Genomic DNA, 14,891 nt, shown 5'->3' with positions numbered 1-14,891 from the left:
CTCAGGCTCCTATCCGGTAGAGGGAGTGCGTCCAGGAGAAGGAGCTGCCGTTGACGTAGTAGTCGAAATCGCCCCAGTTGTAACGGTAGTTGGAGGGCCAGGGGTCGCCCCAGTAGATCCAGTTGTTGTCGGTGTCGTAGCCGTAGACGACGTGCATGTGGCCGCCGCCGGAGGACCACTGGATGCGGGTCTCGATGGGCCGGTTGGCGTTGATCTCGTTCTGGACGGTGCTGTAGCGGAGCCATCCGGTCACGTAGGAGCCGGAGTTGATGCCCATCCAGTCGAAGGCGTTCTGCACGTTACCCAGGGTGGCCTGGTTGTTGGGGCAGGTGGTGCCCTGCTGGCGGTCGAACGCGGCGTTGCAGAACTGGTTCTGGCTGTAGTTCCTGCCGTACCAGGTGGCGATGGTGTTGCCGGAGCCGGCCCAGCACCAGTTGGTCTTCTCCTGGGCCTGCATGGAGATGTTGAGGCGGTTGGCGGCCAAGGGGCGCGCGAGGGCGGCCGCGGTGGCGGCCGTGGCGGCGGGGTGCGACGGACGGGCGGGTGGGGTGGCCGCCGCGGTGGTCGCGGTGGAGGAGGCGGTCAGTACGGCGGCGGTGAGCGCCGCGGCCGACAGCCATCTCCGGCGGGACAGAGGTGCACGTGGCATGGCGTTCCTCCCGATGGGGGGTGAGGGGGAGAGGAGCGCATCCGGATGCTTGCGAAGGAGCATCGGGTGTTGTCGCAGGCAGGTCAACACGCTTCAATGCGGAATGACATGGGGGTGTGGACGGACGGGCCCGGATGTGAACGACCGGTGCCCGGCGTACTGCAGTGAACAGGCATGGAGAGCACGCGGCGCGCAATCCGGATGTGAACGTTCACCCGCGCGCCGGAGGAAGAGGACATGGCACAGAACACTCCCCAGTCGGCCGAGCTGGCCCAGCTCCTGCGGACCGGTCCGTTCCATCTCGCCCTGCGCTCCGCGCTCACCGCCCGGGGGCTGGCCCTCACCCGGGTCCAGCACAAGCTCGCCCAGCGCGGCATCACCATCGGGGTGACCAGCCTGAGCTACTGGCAGCAGGGCGCCCGGCGGCCGCAGCGGCCCGAGTCGCTGCGAGCGGTCCGCGCCCTGGAGGAGGTCCTGGAGCTGCCCGCGCAGTCCCTGCACCGGCTGCTGGTGCCGGAGGGCGGTGGCCACCGGGAGACCGAGCGGCCGGCGGCCCGCACGTACCGCTCGCTGGTGGCGCCCGCCGACGCGCTGCAGCGGCTGTTCGCCGAGCTGGAGACGCCCGCGGACGGCGGGCTGCACACCGTCGGCCACCACGAACGGGTCCGCATCGGGCCGCAGCGCCAGCTGGTCGAGCGGGAGTCCCACCAGGTGGTCCGGGCCCACCGGGACGGCGTGGACCGCTATGTCGCCATCCACCGCGGCGAGGCGGGCTGCGAGCCCGCCCGGGTGCGGGTGCACGCCGGGGAGAACTGCCGGCTGGGCCGGGTGCGCGGGCACGCCGAGGCCGGTGTGGTGGTCGCCGAGCTGCTCTTCGACACCCGGCTGCGGGCCGGTGACACCCATGTCTTCGGCTACGTCTTCGAAGACGGCAGCGGCGGTCCCAGCAGCGAGTACCTGCGCGGTTTCAGTTTCGCCGGCTGCCAGTACGTGCTGCAGGTGCGGTTCGACGAGGCGGCGCTGCCGGTGCGCTGCCGCCGCTTCGCCCAGGCCTCGGCGGGCGCCCCGCGCAGCGCCCAGCAGGAGCTGACGCTCAGCGGCCGGCACCACGCCGTCCACCTCGTCGAGCAGGGGGTACGGCCCGGAATACTGGGGATCGGGTGGGATTGGGGATAAAGGCAGCATCGGGCGGGGCCGGGATGGTCGGCGTCAGCTTGCCGTGCTCGGGCCCGCGATCAGCTTGCCGTGCTCGGCCCTGACCGGTACCTCGGGCAGCGGCTCGGACGCCGGGCCCTGGACGACCTTGCCGGTGGTGACGTCGAAGCGGCTGCCGTGGCAGGGGCAGCTGCCCTCCTTCTTCTCGACGTCGGACAGGATGCAGCCGGCGTGGGTGCACTTGGCGCTGAAGCACTTGTAGGTGCCCTTGGCGGGCTGGGAGACGACGAGCCGGTCCTCGCGGTAGAGCTTGGCGCCGCCGACCGGGACGTCGGCGGCGGGCCCCAGCTCCACGGGCTTGTCGGGGATCGCCGAGTCGTCCGGGCCGTCGGGCGTGCAGGCCGCCAGCCCGAAGCCGGCGGCCCCGGCGAGCGCGGCACCCCGAAGTACGGTCCGGCGGGCGGGGGGCTGGCTCATGACGGCTCCAGGGATCACACGGTTCACACGGTTCGGAGGAGGACGGATCCCGACGATACCGGCACGGCTTCCTTCCCTTCCGGCCGGGCCGGACGGCCTCCCGGCAGCTCCTGTTCGATCTCTTCCGACTCCGCCAGCTGCGTCCCTTGGTCTCGGCTGGTCTCCGACTGGTCTCCAGTTGGCCTCCGGCAGCTCTCCGACAGCTCTGCTGTACGAACGACCGCAGGCACGTAAACGCTTACGCAAGCGTTTACGTTTGGCGGTGATGCTCGTAATGTGGGGCACTCGCGGGACGAGGTCGCCGTACGGCGCGGCCGTGGGCGCCGTCCTGGCGCCGTGCCCGCGGGGAGGAAGAGCCGGATGACGACGATGGTGGATGTGGCGCGGCGGGCGGGGGTCTCCGTCGCCACGGTTTCGCACGTGCTGAACGGGACCCGGCCGGTGCGCCCGGACACCCGGGCGGCGGTGCTCGGCGCCATCGAGGAGCTCGGCTACACCCACAACACCCTGGCCCGCTCGCTGGTGACCGCCCGCACCCGGTCGATCGGCCTGGCGGTCTCGGCGATCAGCAACCCGTACTTCACCGAGATCCTCCAAGGCGTCGAGGCCGGTGCGCTGCGGGCCGGCTACAGCCTGCTGATCGCCGATCCGCACGACGATCCGCAACACGAGCGCAAGGTCGTCCAGCTGCTGCACGAACGCCGGGTGGACGGCATGATCGTCGCGCCGTCCGCGGAGCCCGCCGAGATGGCCGCCTATCTGGCCCGGCGCGAGGTGCCCACCGTCTTCCTGGACCGGCTGGTCGGCGAGGAACACGACCAGGTGTGCGCGGAGAGCACCGGCCCGGTGCGGCAGCTCGTCGAGCACCTCGCCGACGCGGGGCACACCCGGATCGGCCTGGTGGCCGGGCTGCCGGGGCTGAGCACGACCACCGAGCGCGTCCAGGGCTACCGCGCGGGCCTGCGCTCGCGCGGCCTCCCCTTCGCGCCCGAACTCCTGGCCGGCGGCAATTCCGAGGCGGAGGGCGCCGAGGACGCCACCCGGCATCTGCTCGCCGCGCCCGAACCGCCCACCGCGCTGATCACCGCCAACAACGCGATGACCATCGGCGCCCTCCGTGCGCTGCGTGACCTGGGCCGCGACGTCCCCCGTGACATCGCGCTGGCCTGCTTCGACGACTTCTCCTGGGCCGACCTCTTCAGCCCCCGGCTGACCGCGATCGCCCAGCCCAGCAGGGAGATCGGGGCCACCGCGGTCCGGCTGCTGCTGGAGCGGCTGGCGGAGCCCGGCCGGCCGCCGCGCACCGTCCGTCTGCCCTGCACCTTCGTGCACCGTACGTCGTGCGGCTGCCCCGAAACCGGCCCGGCGACCGCACCCGGCCCGGCCGCTCCCCCGGCCGCACAGGCCGCTCACCAGGCCGAAGAGGCTGCTCACCGAGCCGCACAGGCCGCTCCCCCGGCCGTTCCGGCCGCTGCCCAGGCCGCCCAGGAAAGGAACCCCAGCCCGTGATCGTCGTCGCCGGCGAGGCGCTCATCGACCTCGTCACCAGCCCTCAAGGCCCTTCCCTGGACGGCCAGTTGCCCGCACTGCTGCCGCGGCGCGGCGGTGGCCCGTACAACACCGCGGTCGCCCTGGGGCGGCTGGGCTCCCCCACCGCGTTCTGCTCCCGGGTCTCGACCGACAGCTTCGGCGAGGCGCTGCTGAACGGGCTGCGCAGCGGCGGGGTGGACACCTCACTGGTGCAGCGCGGCGCCGAGCCGACCACCCTCGCGGTGGCGGACATCAGCCCGGACGGCTCGGCGGGCTACGGCTTCTACGCCGACGGCACCGCCGACCGGCTCTTCACCCTGCCGCCGGAGCTGCCCGCCGCGGTCCGCGCGCTCTCACTGGGCACCTGCTCGCTGGTGCTGGAACCGGGGGCGAGCGCCTACGAGTCCCTGCTGCGGCGCGAGGCCGCGCGCGGCGTCTTCACCGCCCTCGACCCCAATGTCCGTCCGGGCCTGATCCCCGACCCGGACGCCTATCGCGCCCGCTTCCGCTCCTGGCTGCCGCATGTCGCCCTGCTGAAGCTGTCGGAGGAGGACGCACTGTGGCTGGCGGGGCGGGACGCCGCCGCGGACGGCGGGCCGTGCTCCGATGCGGGCGGGGAGGCGGCCCGTGCCGGTACGGACAGCGGCCGGTCGGCTGTCCTCGCGGCGGCCCGGGAGTGGCTGGCCGCGGGGCCCGCGGCGATCGTGCTCACCCATGGCGGCGCGGGGCTGACGGTGCTGACGCGGGACGGCCGCGAACTGACCGTTCCCGGTGAGCGCGTCGCCGTCGTCGACACCATCGGTGCGGGCGACACCGTCAACGCGGCGCTGCTGCACCGCCTCGACGCCCATGACGCGCTCTCGTACGCCGCGCTCGCCGCCCTCGGCGACAGGGACTGGGAGGACATCCTCCGCTTCGCCGCGCGCGCGGCCGCCATCACCTGCTCCCGAGCGGGCGCGGAACCGCCGTACGCGACGGAACTGGCGGCATAGTCAGCGGTCCAGCGGTCGCGGTCCGCACCGGCCCGACCGGAGCCCTCGCGGGTCCTGGCCGGGCCGGTGGGGCGTCAGGACGCGGACCGGCGGGTGCGTGCCGCGGTCTTCTTGGCGGCGGTCTTTTTGGCGGCAGTCTTCTTCGCCGCCGTGGCCGCGGTCTTCTTCGCCGCGGCCTTCTTGGCGGCCGGCTTCTTGGCGGGCGGGGTCTTCGCCGCGCCGGGGCCGGCCGAGCGGCCGCCGTTGCTTCCCGCAACCGTCACGGCGTCGCTGACCCGGTCGCCGAGGATCTCCCGCAGGAACTTGCCGGTGTGACTGGCCGGGACCGAGGCGATCTCCTCGGGCGTGCCCTCGGCGACGACCAGACCGCCGCCGTTGCCGCCCTCGGGACCCATGTCGACGACCCAGTCCGCCGTCTTGATCACATCGAGGTTGTGCTCGATGACGATCACCGTGTTGCCCTTGTCGACCAGCCCGGACAGCACGTTGATCAGCTTGCTGATGTCGTCGAAGTGCAGACCGGTGGTCGGCTCGTCGAGGACGTAGACCGTGCTGCCGGTCGAGCGCTTCTGCAGCTCGCTGGCCAGCTTGACGCGCTGCGCCTCACCGCCCGAGAGCGTCGGCGCGGACTGCCCGAGGCGGACGTATCCGAGGCCGACCTCGTGGAGGGTCTTGAGGTGCCGGGCGATGGTGGGGACCGCCTCGAAGAAGCTCAGCGCCTCCTCGATGGGCATGTCCAGCACCTCGGCGATGGACTTGCCCTTGTAGTGGACCTCCAGGGTCTCGCGGTTGTAGCGCGCGCCGTGGCAGACCTCGCACGGCACGTACACGTCCGGCAGGAAGTTCATCTCGATCTTGATGGTGCCGTCGCCGGAGCAGTTCTCGCAGCGGCCGCCCTTGACGTTGAACGAGAAGCGTCCCGGCAGATAGCCCCGGACCTTGGCCTCCATCGTCTCCGCGAAGAGCTTGCGGACGTGGTCGAAGACACCGGTGTAGGTGGCCGGGTTGGAGCGCGGGGTCCGGCCGATCGGGGACTGGTCGACATGGACGACCTTGTCCACCAGGTCGTCCCCGGCGACCCGGGTGTGCCGGCCCGGTACCGACTTGGCGCCGTTCAGCTCGCGCGCGAGGTGGGTGTAGAGGATGTCGTTGACCAGCGTCGACTTGCCGGAGCCGGAGACGCCGGTGACGGCCGTGAACACGCCGAGCGGGAAGGAGACGTCGATGTCGCGGAGGTTGTTCTCCTTCGCGCCGTGCACCGTCAGCCGGCGGGCGGGGTCGGCGGGCCGGCGGATGTCCGGGGTCGCGATGGCCTTCTTGCCGGACAGGTACTGACCGGTGATCGACTCCTTGTTGGTCAGCAGCTGCTTCATGGGGCCGCTGTGCACCACGCGGCCGCCGTGCTCGCCCGCGCCGGGGCCGATGTCCACGACCCAGTCCGCGACCTTGATGGTGTCCTCGTCGTGCTCCACCACGATCAGGGTGTTGCCCATGTCGCGCAGCCGCACCAGGGTTTCGATCAGCCGGTGGTTGTCGCGCTGGTGCAGACCGATGGACGGCTCGTCGAGGACGTAGAGCACGCCGACCAGGCCGGAGCCGATCTGGGTGGCGAGCCGGATGCGCTGGGCCTCACCGCCGGAGAGGGTGCCGGCCGCGCGGTTCAGCGAGAGGTAGTCCAGGCCGACGTCGACCAGGAACTTCAGCCGTTCGTTGACCTCCTTGAGCACCCGCTCGGCGATCTTCTTCTCACGGGCGGTGAGCGTCATCCCCCGCAGGAAGTCGGCGCAGTCGCTGATCGACATGGCCGCGACCTCGGCGATCGACTTCTCCTGGACCGTGACGGCGAGCACGATCGGCTTCAGCCGGGTGCCCTCACAGGTCGGGCAGGGCACCTCGCGCATATAGCCCTCGAAGCGCTCGCGGCTGCTGTCGCTCTCGGCCTCGGAGTGCCGGCGCTTGACGAACGGCACCGCGCCCTCGAAGGGGGTGGTGTAGGCCCGCTGGCGGCCGTAGCGGTTGCGGTAGCGGACCTCGATCTGGGTCTTGTGGCCGTACAGCAGCGCCTTCTTGGCGCGGGCCGGCAGCCCGGCCCAGGGGATGTCCGTACGGAATCCGAGGGCGTCGGCGAGCGCGCCGACCAGCCGGCCGAAGTACTCCTTGGTGTGTCCGCCGGACCAGGGGTGGATGGCGCCCTCGTCGAGGGAGCGGTCCTCGTCGGGGACGATCAGCTCGGGGTCGACCTCCATGCGCGTGCCGATGCCGGTGCACTCGGGGCAGGCGCCGAAGGGCGAGTTGAAGGAGAAGGAGCGGGGTTCGAGCTCCTCGAAGGAGAGGTCGTCGTAGGCGCAGTACAGATGCTCGGAGTACATCCGCTCGCGCTGGGGGTCGTCCGGGTCGAGGTCGACGAAGTCGAGGATGACCATGCCGCCGGAGAGGCCGAGGGCGGTCTCGACGGAGTCGGTCAGCCGGCGCTTGGCGCTCTCCTTGACCGTGAGGCGGTCGACGACCACCTCGATGGTGTGCTTCTCCTGCTTCTTCAGCTTGGGCGGCTCGGTGAGCTGGATGGTCTCGCCGTCGACCCGGGCGCGGCTGTAGCCCTTGGTCTGGAGATCGGAGAAGAGGTCGACGAACTCTCCCTTGCGCTGGCGCACCAGCGGGGAGAGCACCTGGAAGCGGCTGCCCTCGGGCAGCTCCAGCACCTTGTCGACAATGGCCTGCGGCGACTGCCGGGCGATCGGCCGGCCGCACTCGGGGCAGTGCGGTTTGCCGATGCGGGCGAAGAGGAGCCGGAGGTAGTCGTAGACCTCGGTGATCGTGCCGACCGTCGAGCGTGGGTTGCGCGACGTCGACTTCTGGTCGATCGACACCGCGGGGGACAGGCCCTCGATGAAGTCCACATCGGGCTTGTCCATCTGCCCGAGGAACTGCCGGGCGTACGAGGACAGCGACTCGACATAACGCCGCTGCCCCTCGGCGAAGATCGTGTCGAAGGCGAGCGAGGACTTGCCCGAACCGGAGAGGCCCGTGAAGACGATGAGGGAGTCGCGGGGGAGGTCGAGCGAGACGTTGCGGAGGTTGTGCTCGCGAGCGCCACGGACGATGAGACGGTCGGCCACGCCGGTCGGCACCTTTCTTGGAGAGGGGCGGGAGCCGCGGGCTTCTGCGTCCGCCGCTCGGTGATGAGCAGAGGCGGCGGAACGGAGCGGAGCCCCCGCCCCAGGGTATGGGGCCCGCAGCGGCACTGTCTTTGGGATGCCACACACGAGCCTATAGCACGCGCATTCGATTTACGGGGGCCGGAAGCCCTCTTCACCCAAACGTGTGGCGGTCACACATCCTTCCCGGCCCGCCGCACGCCCGTACGCTGCGGAAACGCCCGCGGCACGGCCCGGCCGGCCCGTCAAGCCGGCAGCGCCTGCTCCAGCACCTCGAAGGTGCGGCGCAGCACCTCCGCCTGCCCGGCGGCCACCTCGCCGACCGGCTCCCCCGCGAGCTGACGGCCCACGGCCTCGGCGTACGCGGTCCGGATCCCAGCGACGATCAGTGCCGCGGCCAGCCGGGCGGAGTGGTCCGGCCGCGCGGCGTCGCCGCCCGCGGCCTCGGCGAGCAGTCCGGCGAGGGTGCCCTCCAGCTCCTCCACCGCCTCGCGGGCCCGGGCCCGCAGCGCCGGGGAGTCCAGCACCGTACGCCAGAAGTACTCGAACCCCTCCCCCACCCCGCACAGCGGATGCCGCTCGGCGAGCAGGTCGAGAACGAGCCGGCGCAGGGCGGCCAGCGGCGTCTCGTCCGGGCCGCGCCCCCGTACGGCGCGGCTGATCAGCTCCTGCCCCTCGGGGATGCGGTCGAGGAAGAGGTCCTCCTTGCGCGGGAAGTAGTTGAAGACGGTCATCGTGGAGACCTCGGCGGCGCGGGCCACCTCGGCGACGGTGACGTTGTCGAAGCCGCGCTCGATGAAGAGCAGGGTGGCCTCGCCGGAGATCCGCTGGCGGGTGCGGAGCTTCTTGCGCTCGCGCAGCGTCAGCCGCCCGTCCTCCGCCTCGAAGCCGGTCTCCGCCTGCCGGCCGCGAGCCGCTTCGGGCCGGCGACCCGCGCCGGCCGAGCCCCCACCCGTCGCGCCCCCGCCCTTCGGGTCCCGACCGGTCCGCGCGTCCCCACGCTGCTGCACATCCACCATGCCGGAAATCCTAGGCGCCCCCTCCGACAATTTTGAGTCGCCAAAACTTTTTAGTGGCTACACTTCGCCGCATGACCTATGACGCAGACGTAGTCGTGGCAGGGGGCGGCCCCGTGGGGCTGATGCTCGCCTGCGAACTGGCACTGGCCGATGTCCCGGTCGTCGTTCTGGAGCGGCTGACCGAGGTGGACACGACGATCAAGGCGGGGGCGATCAACACCCCCAGCGCGGAGGCCTTCTACCGGCGCGGCCTGCTCCCGGAGCTGGCCGAGGTGCAGCGCACCGCCCTCGGGAGGTTCAGCGCGTTCCTGAGCCAGCGGCAGGCCGCCGGCGCCTCCGTGGTGGGGCAACCACCCAAGTTCGCCGGGCACTTCGCGGGCATCATGCTGCGCGGCGATCTGCTGGACGAGTCCGATCCGGACTTCGACGCCGCCGGTCCCGCCGCCGACGTCGGGCTGATCCCCCAGGAGTCCCTGGAACGGCTGCTCGCCGCGCGCGCCGCCGAGTTGGGCGTCGAGGTGCGCCGCGGGGTGACGCTGACCGGCTTCGACGCCGGGGACGACGGGGTGCGGGTGCACACCTCGCAGGGCACGCTGCGCACCGGCTGGCTGGTGGGGTGCGACGGTGGCCGCAGCACGGTCCGCCGGCTCGCCGGATTCCCGTTCCCCGGTACGGCCCCGGGGATCACCGGCCGCCAGGCCCTGGTGGAGATGACCGGTACCGAGGCGCTGGGGGCCGGCTGGAACTGGACGGAGCACGGGACGTACGCGCACGGTCCGATGCCCGGCCGGTTCCTCACCGTCGAATTCGACGGGCCGCCCGCGGACCGGGAAGCCCCGGTCACCGCACAGGAGTTGGAGGCGTCGCTGCGCCGCGTCTCCGGGGTGGACGAGGTGCGGGTCCACAAGGTGATCTCGGCGACCCGGTTCACGGACAACGCCCGTCAGGTGCCCGACTACCGGGCGGGACGGGTGCTGCTCGCCGGTGACGCGGCGCACGTCCACTCACCGTTCGGCGGGCAGGGGCTGAACCTGGGCATCGGCGATGCGATGAACCTCGGCTGGAAGCTGGCCGCGACGGTGCGCGGTTGGGCACCCGAGGGGCTGCTCGACACCTACACGGCCGAGCGGCACCCGATAGGCGCCTGGGTGCTGGACTGGACCCGCGCCCAGGTGGCGCTGATGCGGCCGGAGTCGCATGCGGGGGCGCTGCGCCGGATCGTCGCCGAACTGGCGGGCACGGTCACCGCCACCACCTTCTTCGCGAAGAAGATCTCCGGTGTCTGGCAACGCTACGACCTGCCCGGCGACCACCCGCTGACCGGCCGCAGCGCACCCGACCTGGAACTCTCCGACGGCAGCCGGCTCGCGGACCATCTGCGGGACGGGCAGGGACTGTTGCTCGATCTCGCCGATGACGCGGAGCTGCGCAAGTGCGCCGCCGGATATGGCGGCCGGGTGCGGCTGCTGACCACCGGCTGCCCGCAGCGGCCCGGGCTGGCGGGCCTGCTGGTACGGCCGGACGGCTGCACCGCCTGGGCCGCGGACGTCCCCGGGGCCGACGCCGACGCGGGTGCCACGACGGGTGCGCCGGACGGGCCGGCGGCCGCGCTCCGGCAGTGGTTCGGCCGGCCCGCCGACCTGATGGGCTGACGCGGCCGGCCCCTGGGAGGGCGGTGCCCGGTGGTCCGTCCGGCCGCCGCGCGCCGCCCGTCCCGCCCCGCGTACGCCCCGATCGGTGTCCGCCGACTCCCGCACTCGCCCGGGCGGCGCTAGCTTCGGAACATGACCGTCACCCCGCCCCACTTCGCGCACGATGTGGCCGCCGTTCGTGAGGCCACCGACCGGCTCCTGATCTCGCTGGGCAAGCTCGACGACGCGGCGATCGGGGAGCCCTCGCTGCTCCCCGGATGGACCCGCGGCCACGTCCTCGCCCATCTGGCACGCAACGCGGACGCCCTGGTCAACCTCCTCACCTGGGCACGGACGGACGTCCGTACGCCGATGTACGCCGGTGCCGAGGCCCGGGACGCCGACATCGAGCGGGACGCCGACCGTTCCCTGGAGGCGCATCTGACGGACCTCAAGGAGAGCGCCGCGCGGTTCGACGCGGCGGTGGACGCGCTGCCGGAGGCGCGCCGCGCCTTCGAGGTGGAGATGCGCAACGGGGTCGTGGAGCGCGCCGACCGGCTGCCGTTGCGCCGGCTGGCCGAGGTGGAGCTGCACCACCTGGACCTCGGCGTGGGCCACACCCTGGACCAGCTGTCGCCCGCGTTCATCGACGGCGAGCTGGCGTTCCTCACCACCGTGAAGTTCGCCGGGCATCCGGACCTGCCCGCACTGGAGATCCGCACCGACGACGGCCGCCACTGGCGCACCGGCCGCGCGGCCACCGGCTCGGGGGCCGCGGCCGCGCCCGTGGTGGTGAGCGGCTCCGCAACGGCCCTGGTCGGGTGGCTCACCGGGCGCGGTGACGGCACGGAACTCGACGGTCACGGCTCCGCGCTGCCTGTCGTACCCCCGCTCTAGAGTGGGGTTCATGGCCTACAGCGGAGCAGTGAAGGTCGGCGGACCGGCCGACGTGCACGAGCTGACCGACCTGATGATCTCGAAGGTCGCGGTCGGTCCGATGGACAACAACGCCTATGTGCTGCGGTGCCGGGCGACCGACGAGCAGTTGCTGATCGACGCGGCCGCGGATCCGCACACCATCCTGGCGCTGGTCGGCGAGAGCGGTCTGGCGTCCGTCGTGACCACGCACCGCCACGGCGACCACTGGGGTGCGCTGCGGGAGGTGGTCGGCGCGACGGGCGCGCGGACGTACGCGGGCCGGTACGACGCCGAGGGCATCCCCGTCCCCACGGACGTCCTGGTCGACGACGGCGACACGATCACCGTCGGCCGGGTCCGGCTGACGGCGCGCCATCTGGTCGGCCACACCCCCGGCAGCATCGCGCTCGTCTACGACGACCCGCACGGCCCCCCGCATCTGTTCACCGGCGACTGCCTGTTCCCCGGCGGCGTCGGCAACACCTGGGGCGACGCCGAGAAGTTCAGCCGTCTGATCGACGGCGTGGAGAGCAAGCTCTTCGGCGAACTCCCCGACGAGACCTGGGTCTACCCGGGCCACGGCAACGACACCACCCTGGGCGCGGAACGCCCGCATCTGGCCCAGTGGCGCGAGCGGGGCTGGTAGCGGGACCGGCGGGCCTGAGTCGACCGGTCGTCGGGTCGAGCGGAGACGGGCCGTGTGCCGGCCCGTCTCCGGATGTTCAGGCCCCGATGCGCTCCTCGGCGTCCGCCGTCTCAGCGTCCGCCGCCTCGGCCGCCGACTGCTTCTTCGAGGCGCGCAGGCTGGTGAGGGTGGTGACGACCAGCACGGCGCAGATGACGCCCAGGGAGACCGGAATGCTGATCTCCGGTACGGCCACTCCGGACTCGTGGAGCGCGTGCAGCACGAGCTTCACGCCGATGAAGCCCAGGATGACCGACAGGCCGTAGGAGAGGTGGACCAGCTTCCTGAGCAGTCCGCCGATGAGGAAGTACAGCTGCCGCAGGCCCATCAGGGCGAAGGCGTTGGCGGTGAAGACGATGTACGGGTCCTGGGTGAGGCCGAAGATCGCCGGGATGGAGTCCAGGGCGAAGAGGACGTCGGTGGTGCCGATCGCCAGCATGACGATCAGCATCGGGGTCATCAGCCGCTTGCCGTTCTCCACGACGAACAGCTTGGTGCCGTGGTAGCGGTCGGTCGACGGGAAGCGCCGCTCGACCAGCTTCAGGAACCGGTTCTCCTCGAACTCCTCGTCCTCCTCCTCGGCCCGCGCCTCCTTGATCAGCTTCCACGCGGTCCAGATCAGGAACGCGCCGAAGAGGTAGAAGATCCAGGAGAAGTTGGCGATGATCGCGGCGCCCGCGCCGATGAAGCCGGCCCGCAGCACCAGTGCGATCAGGACGCCCACCATCAGCACCCGCTGCTGGTAGATCGCCGGGACCGCGAACTTCGCCATGATCAGGACGAAGACGAAGAGGTTGTCGACGCTCAGGGACTTCTCGGTGATGAAGCCGGCGAAGAACTCACCGGCCGGTGCGGTCCCGCCGAAGACCAGCAGCCCCAGGCCGAACAGCGCGGCGAGGGCGATCCAGACGGCGGTCCAGATGCCGGCCTCCTTGAGGGAGACCTCGTGTGGCTTGCGGCCTCCGATGAAGAAGTCGGCGGTGATCAGGGCGCAGAGACCAAGGATGGTCAGCACCCACAGGGTCAGGGAAACGTCCACTGCTCCTCCGGCAGAGTCGTACGGCACTCACAGCGTCGTCGCTGCCGGAGGTCTCTTCCGCCCCGCGCCGCCCGAAGGGCACGGGACCGGCGTCCCGGGATCTCGTCACACTCACGATCCGTGATGACGGGTACGCCGCATCGGGAGTACTCCCCTCCGCACCAAGAAGGGTAAAGGACGACCAAGATTTAGTAAAGGAATGGGTAAAGGTGCTGGTCAGGCGGTCGGCGGCAGGGGTGGCCCGGCGGGTTCGGTGCGGGCGGCGGCGCGGCGGGCCTCCGCGAGCCGGGTCAGCACCTGACGCACCACCTGGCTGCCCTTCGGGGCGAGCGCCGGCTCGTACGTCCAGGCGTGGCCGACCCAGGGATCGGCGAGGTGGGCGTCCGGCACCGGGGTGATGCGCAGCAGGGAACGCCACAGCGGGTCCAGCACCGGGCCGAACTCCCGGGCCTGGGCACGGTCGGCGACCATCATCAGATGGACCCCGGCCGCCGGGCCCTCGTCGGCCAGATAGCGGAGCATGGTCACCGCGCGGTCGTCGAAGCCGTGCGGGAAGTCATGGACGATCAGCAGCTGTTCGGCGGTGTCCAGATCGGGCGGGAGCGCGTCCGCGGCCCGGCTGCGCACCGCCATCTGGACCAGGTCGACCCGCCTGATCAGCGCCTCCAGGACCGTGGTCACCCCCTGGGCGCCGGGCACCGGCGGCCCCGGCAGGGCCCCGGTCTCCACGAGCGGCGCGAGCGCCTGCCCCGCCGCACCGCCGGGGTCGATGACCTGCACGGCGAACTCCCCGGCGGGGTGGACGGCGAGCAGCCGGGCGGCGATCGCGACGGCGGCCTCCAGGGCGAGCCGCCGTAGTTCCGCCGCGTCCGGCGGGCCCTCCGTCAGCGCGCTGCCCAGCTCGCGCCGGCCGAACTCGCGCTCCGGTCCGGGCTCCGCGCCGCGGGCGAGGGAGTCGGGTCCGCTGTCGATCCACAGCCCGCGCTCCAACGGGAGCCGGACGAGCATGGGGATGCGCAGGTCCAGCACCTCGGGGAGGTGCAGATCGCCCAGCCGCAGCGCCATCGGGCGCTCCAGAGGGACGTGCTGGGCCTGCCATACGGGGTTGTCCCAGCGGGCGAACGCGGGCGGCAGGGCGGGCTCGACGACCTCCGACTCTGCGGTCAGCTGCGCCAGGTCACGGTCGAGGGCGGCGCGGGCCTGGGTCAGGAGGGTGGCGTGCCGGTCGCGGGCGGTGGCCCGGGCGACGTCGGCGGCGGTGCCGAGGCGGTTGCGCGGATCGGCGAGGACCTCGTCGAGCTCCTGCGCCAGACGGGACGCGGCGAAGTCCGAGGCGCTGCGGTAGGCCGCGACCGAACGGGCCAGGTCCTCGAACATGCCCCAGATCTGGTTGTAGAGCCGCTCCTCCATGCTCCATCCGGCGGCGTCCCCGGCCACGGGCGGTGGCGGGCCGTCCGCCGCGGGGGCACCGGACGCGGAGGCGCCGGACGGGGCGGTGGCGGGCGGCGTGGAGCCGGGTGCGGGGGTGCTGCGGCGCCCGGGGTGGCGGTAGTCGACGGGGCCTCCGGGGGCCGGGGTGGCGGCCGCGGACGTGGCGGCGGGGGCGGGGGCGGGGACCTCTCGGGCCGGGGCCTCTCGGGC

At 72.2% G+C, this 14,891-nt stretch carries 11 protein-coding genes and 1 pseudogene; 6 read left to right on the top strand and 6 right to left on the bottom strand.

Going from position 1 to position 14,891, the window contains the following annotated elements; translation table 11 throughout:
- Window position 1: 1 nt before the first annotated feature.
- Entirely contained in the window at window positions 2–649 is a 648-nt protein-coding gene (locus IG62_RS0107990; protein ID WP_030799149.1) for a papain-like cysteine protease family protein, read from the bottom strand.
- Window positions 650–886: 237 nt separating this feature from the next.
- Between IG62_RS0107990 and IG62_RS0107985 the strand changes: the two genes are divergently transcribed.
- Window positions 887–1,825 carry a hypothetical protein gene (locus tag IG62_RS0107985; protein WP_030799147.1) on the top strand — a complete coding sequence of 313 codons (939 nt, stop codon included), beginning with the start codon at window positions 887–889 and terminating at the stop codon, window positions 1,823–1,825.
- A 33-nt stretch (window positions 1,826–1,858) separates the two neighbouring features.
- Here IG62_RS0107985 and IG62_RS0107980 read toward each other — a convergent pair whose 3' ends face one another.
- Entirely contained in the window at window positions 1,859–2,281 is a 423-nt protein-coding gene (locus IG62_RS0107980; RefSeq protein ID WP_030799144.1) for a Rieske (2Fe-2S) protein, read from the bottom strand.
- Between the two features lie 360 nt (window positions 2,282–2,641).
- Between IG62_RS0107980 and IG62_RS0107975 the strand changes: the two genes are divergently transcribed.
- Complete coding sequence (locus IG62_RS0107975; RefSeq protein ID WP_234326337.1) at window positions 2,642–3,790, top strand: LacI family DNA-binding transcriptional regulator; 1,149 nt, start codon at window positions 2,642–2,644, stop codon at window positions 3,788–3,790.
- The gene (locus IG62_RS0107970) at window positions 3,787–4,803 is read left to right on the top strand and encodes a carbohydrate kinase family protein (protein ID WP_030799139.1); all 1,017 of its coding nucleotides are present in this window, start codon (window positions 3,787–3,789) and stop codon (window positions 4,801–4,803) included. Before IG62_RS0107975 ends, IG62_RS0107970 begins: the two co-directional genes overlap by 4 nt.
- A 74-nt stretch (window positions 4,804–4,877) precedes the next feature.
- On the opposite strand, the gene uvrA is transcribed toward IG62_RS0107970, so the two are convergent.
- Both uvrA and IG62_RS41515 read right to left on the bottom strand, forming a co-directional pair.
- Window positions 4,878–7,919, bottom strand: a complete 3,042-nt coding sequence (gene uvrA, locus IG62_RS0107965; RefSeq protein WP_030799137.1) for an excinuclease ABC subunit UvrA — start codon at window positions 7,917–7,919, stop codon at window positions 4,878–4,880.
- 284 nt (window positions 7,920–8,203) lie between these two features.
- On the bottom strand, window positions 8,204–8,977 hold the full coding sequence (locus IG62_RS41515; protein ID WP_030799134.1) for a TetR/AcrR family transcriptional regulator: 774 nt from the start codon (window positions 8,975–8,977) through the stop codon (window positions 8,204–8,206).
- A 71-nt stretch (window positions 8,978–9,048) separates the two neighbouring features.
- Between IG62_RS41515 and IG62_RS0107955 the strand changes: the two genes are divergently transcribed.
- The 3 genes from IG62_RS0107955 (at window position 9,049) to IG62_RS0107945 (ending at window position 12,172) form a co-directional block, all read left to right on the top strand.
- Window positions 9,049–10,629 carry an FAD-dependent oxidoreductase gene (locus tag IG62_RS0107955; RefSeq protein ID WP_030799133.1) on the top strand — a complete coding sequence of 527 codons (1,581 nt, stop codon included), beginning with the start codon at window positions 9,049–9,051 and terminating at the stop codon, window positions 10,627–10,629.
- A gap of 132 nt (window positions 10,630–10,761) precedes the next feature.
- A complete protein-coding gene (locus tag IG62_RS0107950) occupies window positions 10,762–11,505 on the top strand; it encodes a maleylpyruvate isomerase family mycothiol-dependent enzyme (protein ID WP_030799132.1) in 744 nt (247 codons plus the stop codon).
- A gap of 10 nt (window positions 11,506–11,515) precedes the next feature.
- Window positions 11,516–12,172 carry an MBL fold metallo-hydrolase gene (locus IG62_RS0107945; protein ID WP_030799131.1) on the top strand — a complete coding sequence of 219 codons (657 nt, stop codon included), beginning with the start codon at window positions 11,516–11,518 and terminating at the stop codon, window positions 12,170–12,172.
- 76 nt (window positions 12,173–12,248) lie between these two features.
- Here IG62_RS0107945 and IG62_RS0107940 read toward each other — a convergent pair whose 3' ends face one another.
- Complete coding sequence (locus tag IG62_RS0107940; protein WP_030799130.1) at window positions 12,249–13,250, bottom strand: TerC family protein; 1,002 nt, start codon at window positions 13,248–13,250, stop codon at window positions 12,249–12,251.
- Window positions 13,251–13,466: 216 nt separating this feature from the next.
- Window positions 13,467–14,891, bottom strand: a pseudogene (locus IG62_RS0107935) (phosphonate metabolism protein); the annotation flags it as partial.

The sequence above is a fragment of the Streptomyces sp. NRRL S-337 genome (assembly GCF_000720175.1).
GTDB classification, from domain to species: Bacteria; Actinomycetota; Actinomycetes; order Streptomycetales; family Streptomycetaceae; genus Streptomyces; species Streptomyces siderophoricus.
The sequence above is the reverse complement of the archived record's forward strand: the minus strand, read 5'-3'. Positions and strand labels throughout refer to the sequence as shown.

Bases quoted from the DNA above. Each gene is read 5' to 3' on its own strand.
- IG62_RS0107985 (WP_030799147.1), top strand. From the start codon at position 887: ATGGCACAGAACACTCCCCAGTCGGCCGAGCTGGCCCAGCTCCTGCGG.
- IG62_RS0107975 (WP_234326337.1), top strand. From the start codon at position 2,642: ATGACGACGATGGTGGATGTGGCGCGGCGGGCGGGGGTCTCCGTCGCC.
- IG62_RS0107950 (WP_030799132.1), top strand. From the start codon at position 10,762: ATGACCGTCACCCCGCCCCACTTCGCGCACGATGTGGCCGCCGTTCGT.
- IG62_RS0107990 (WP_030799149.1), bottom strand. From the start codon at position 649: ATGCCACGTGCACCTCTGTCCCGCCGGAGATGGCTGTCGGCCGCGGCG.
- IG62_RS41515 (WP_030799134.1), bottom strand. From the start codon at position 8,977: ATGGTGGATGTGCAGCAGCGTGGGGACGCGCGGACCGGTCGGGACCCG.
- IG62_RS0107955 (WP_030799133.1), top strand. From the start codon at position 9,049: ATGACCTATGACGCAGACGTAGTCGTGGCAGGGGGCGGCCCCGTGGGG.
- IG62_RS0107945 (WP_030799131.1), top strand. From the start codon at position 11,516: ATGGCCTACAGCGGAGCAGTGAAGGTCGGCGGACCGGCCGACGTGCAC.
- IG62_RS0107980 (WP_030799144.1), bottom strand. From the start codon at position 2,281: ATGAGCCAGCCCCCCGCCCGCCGGACCGTACTTCGGGGTGCCGCGCTC.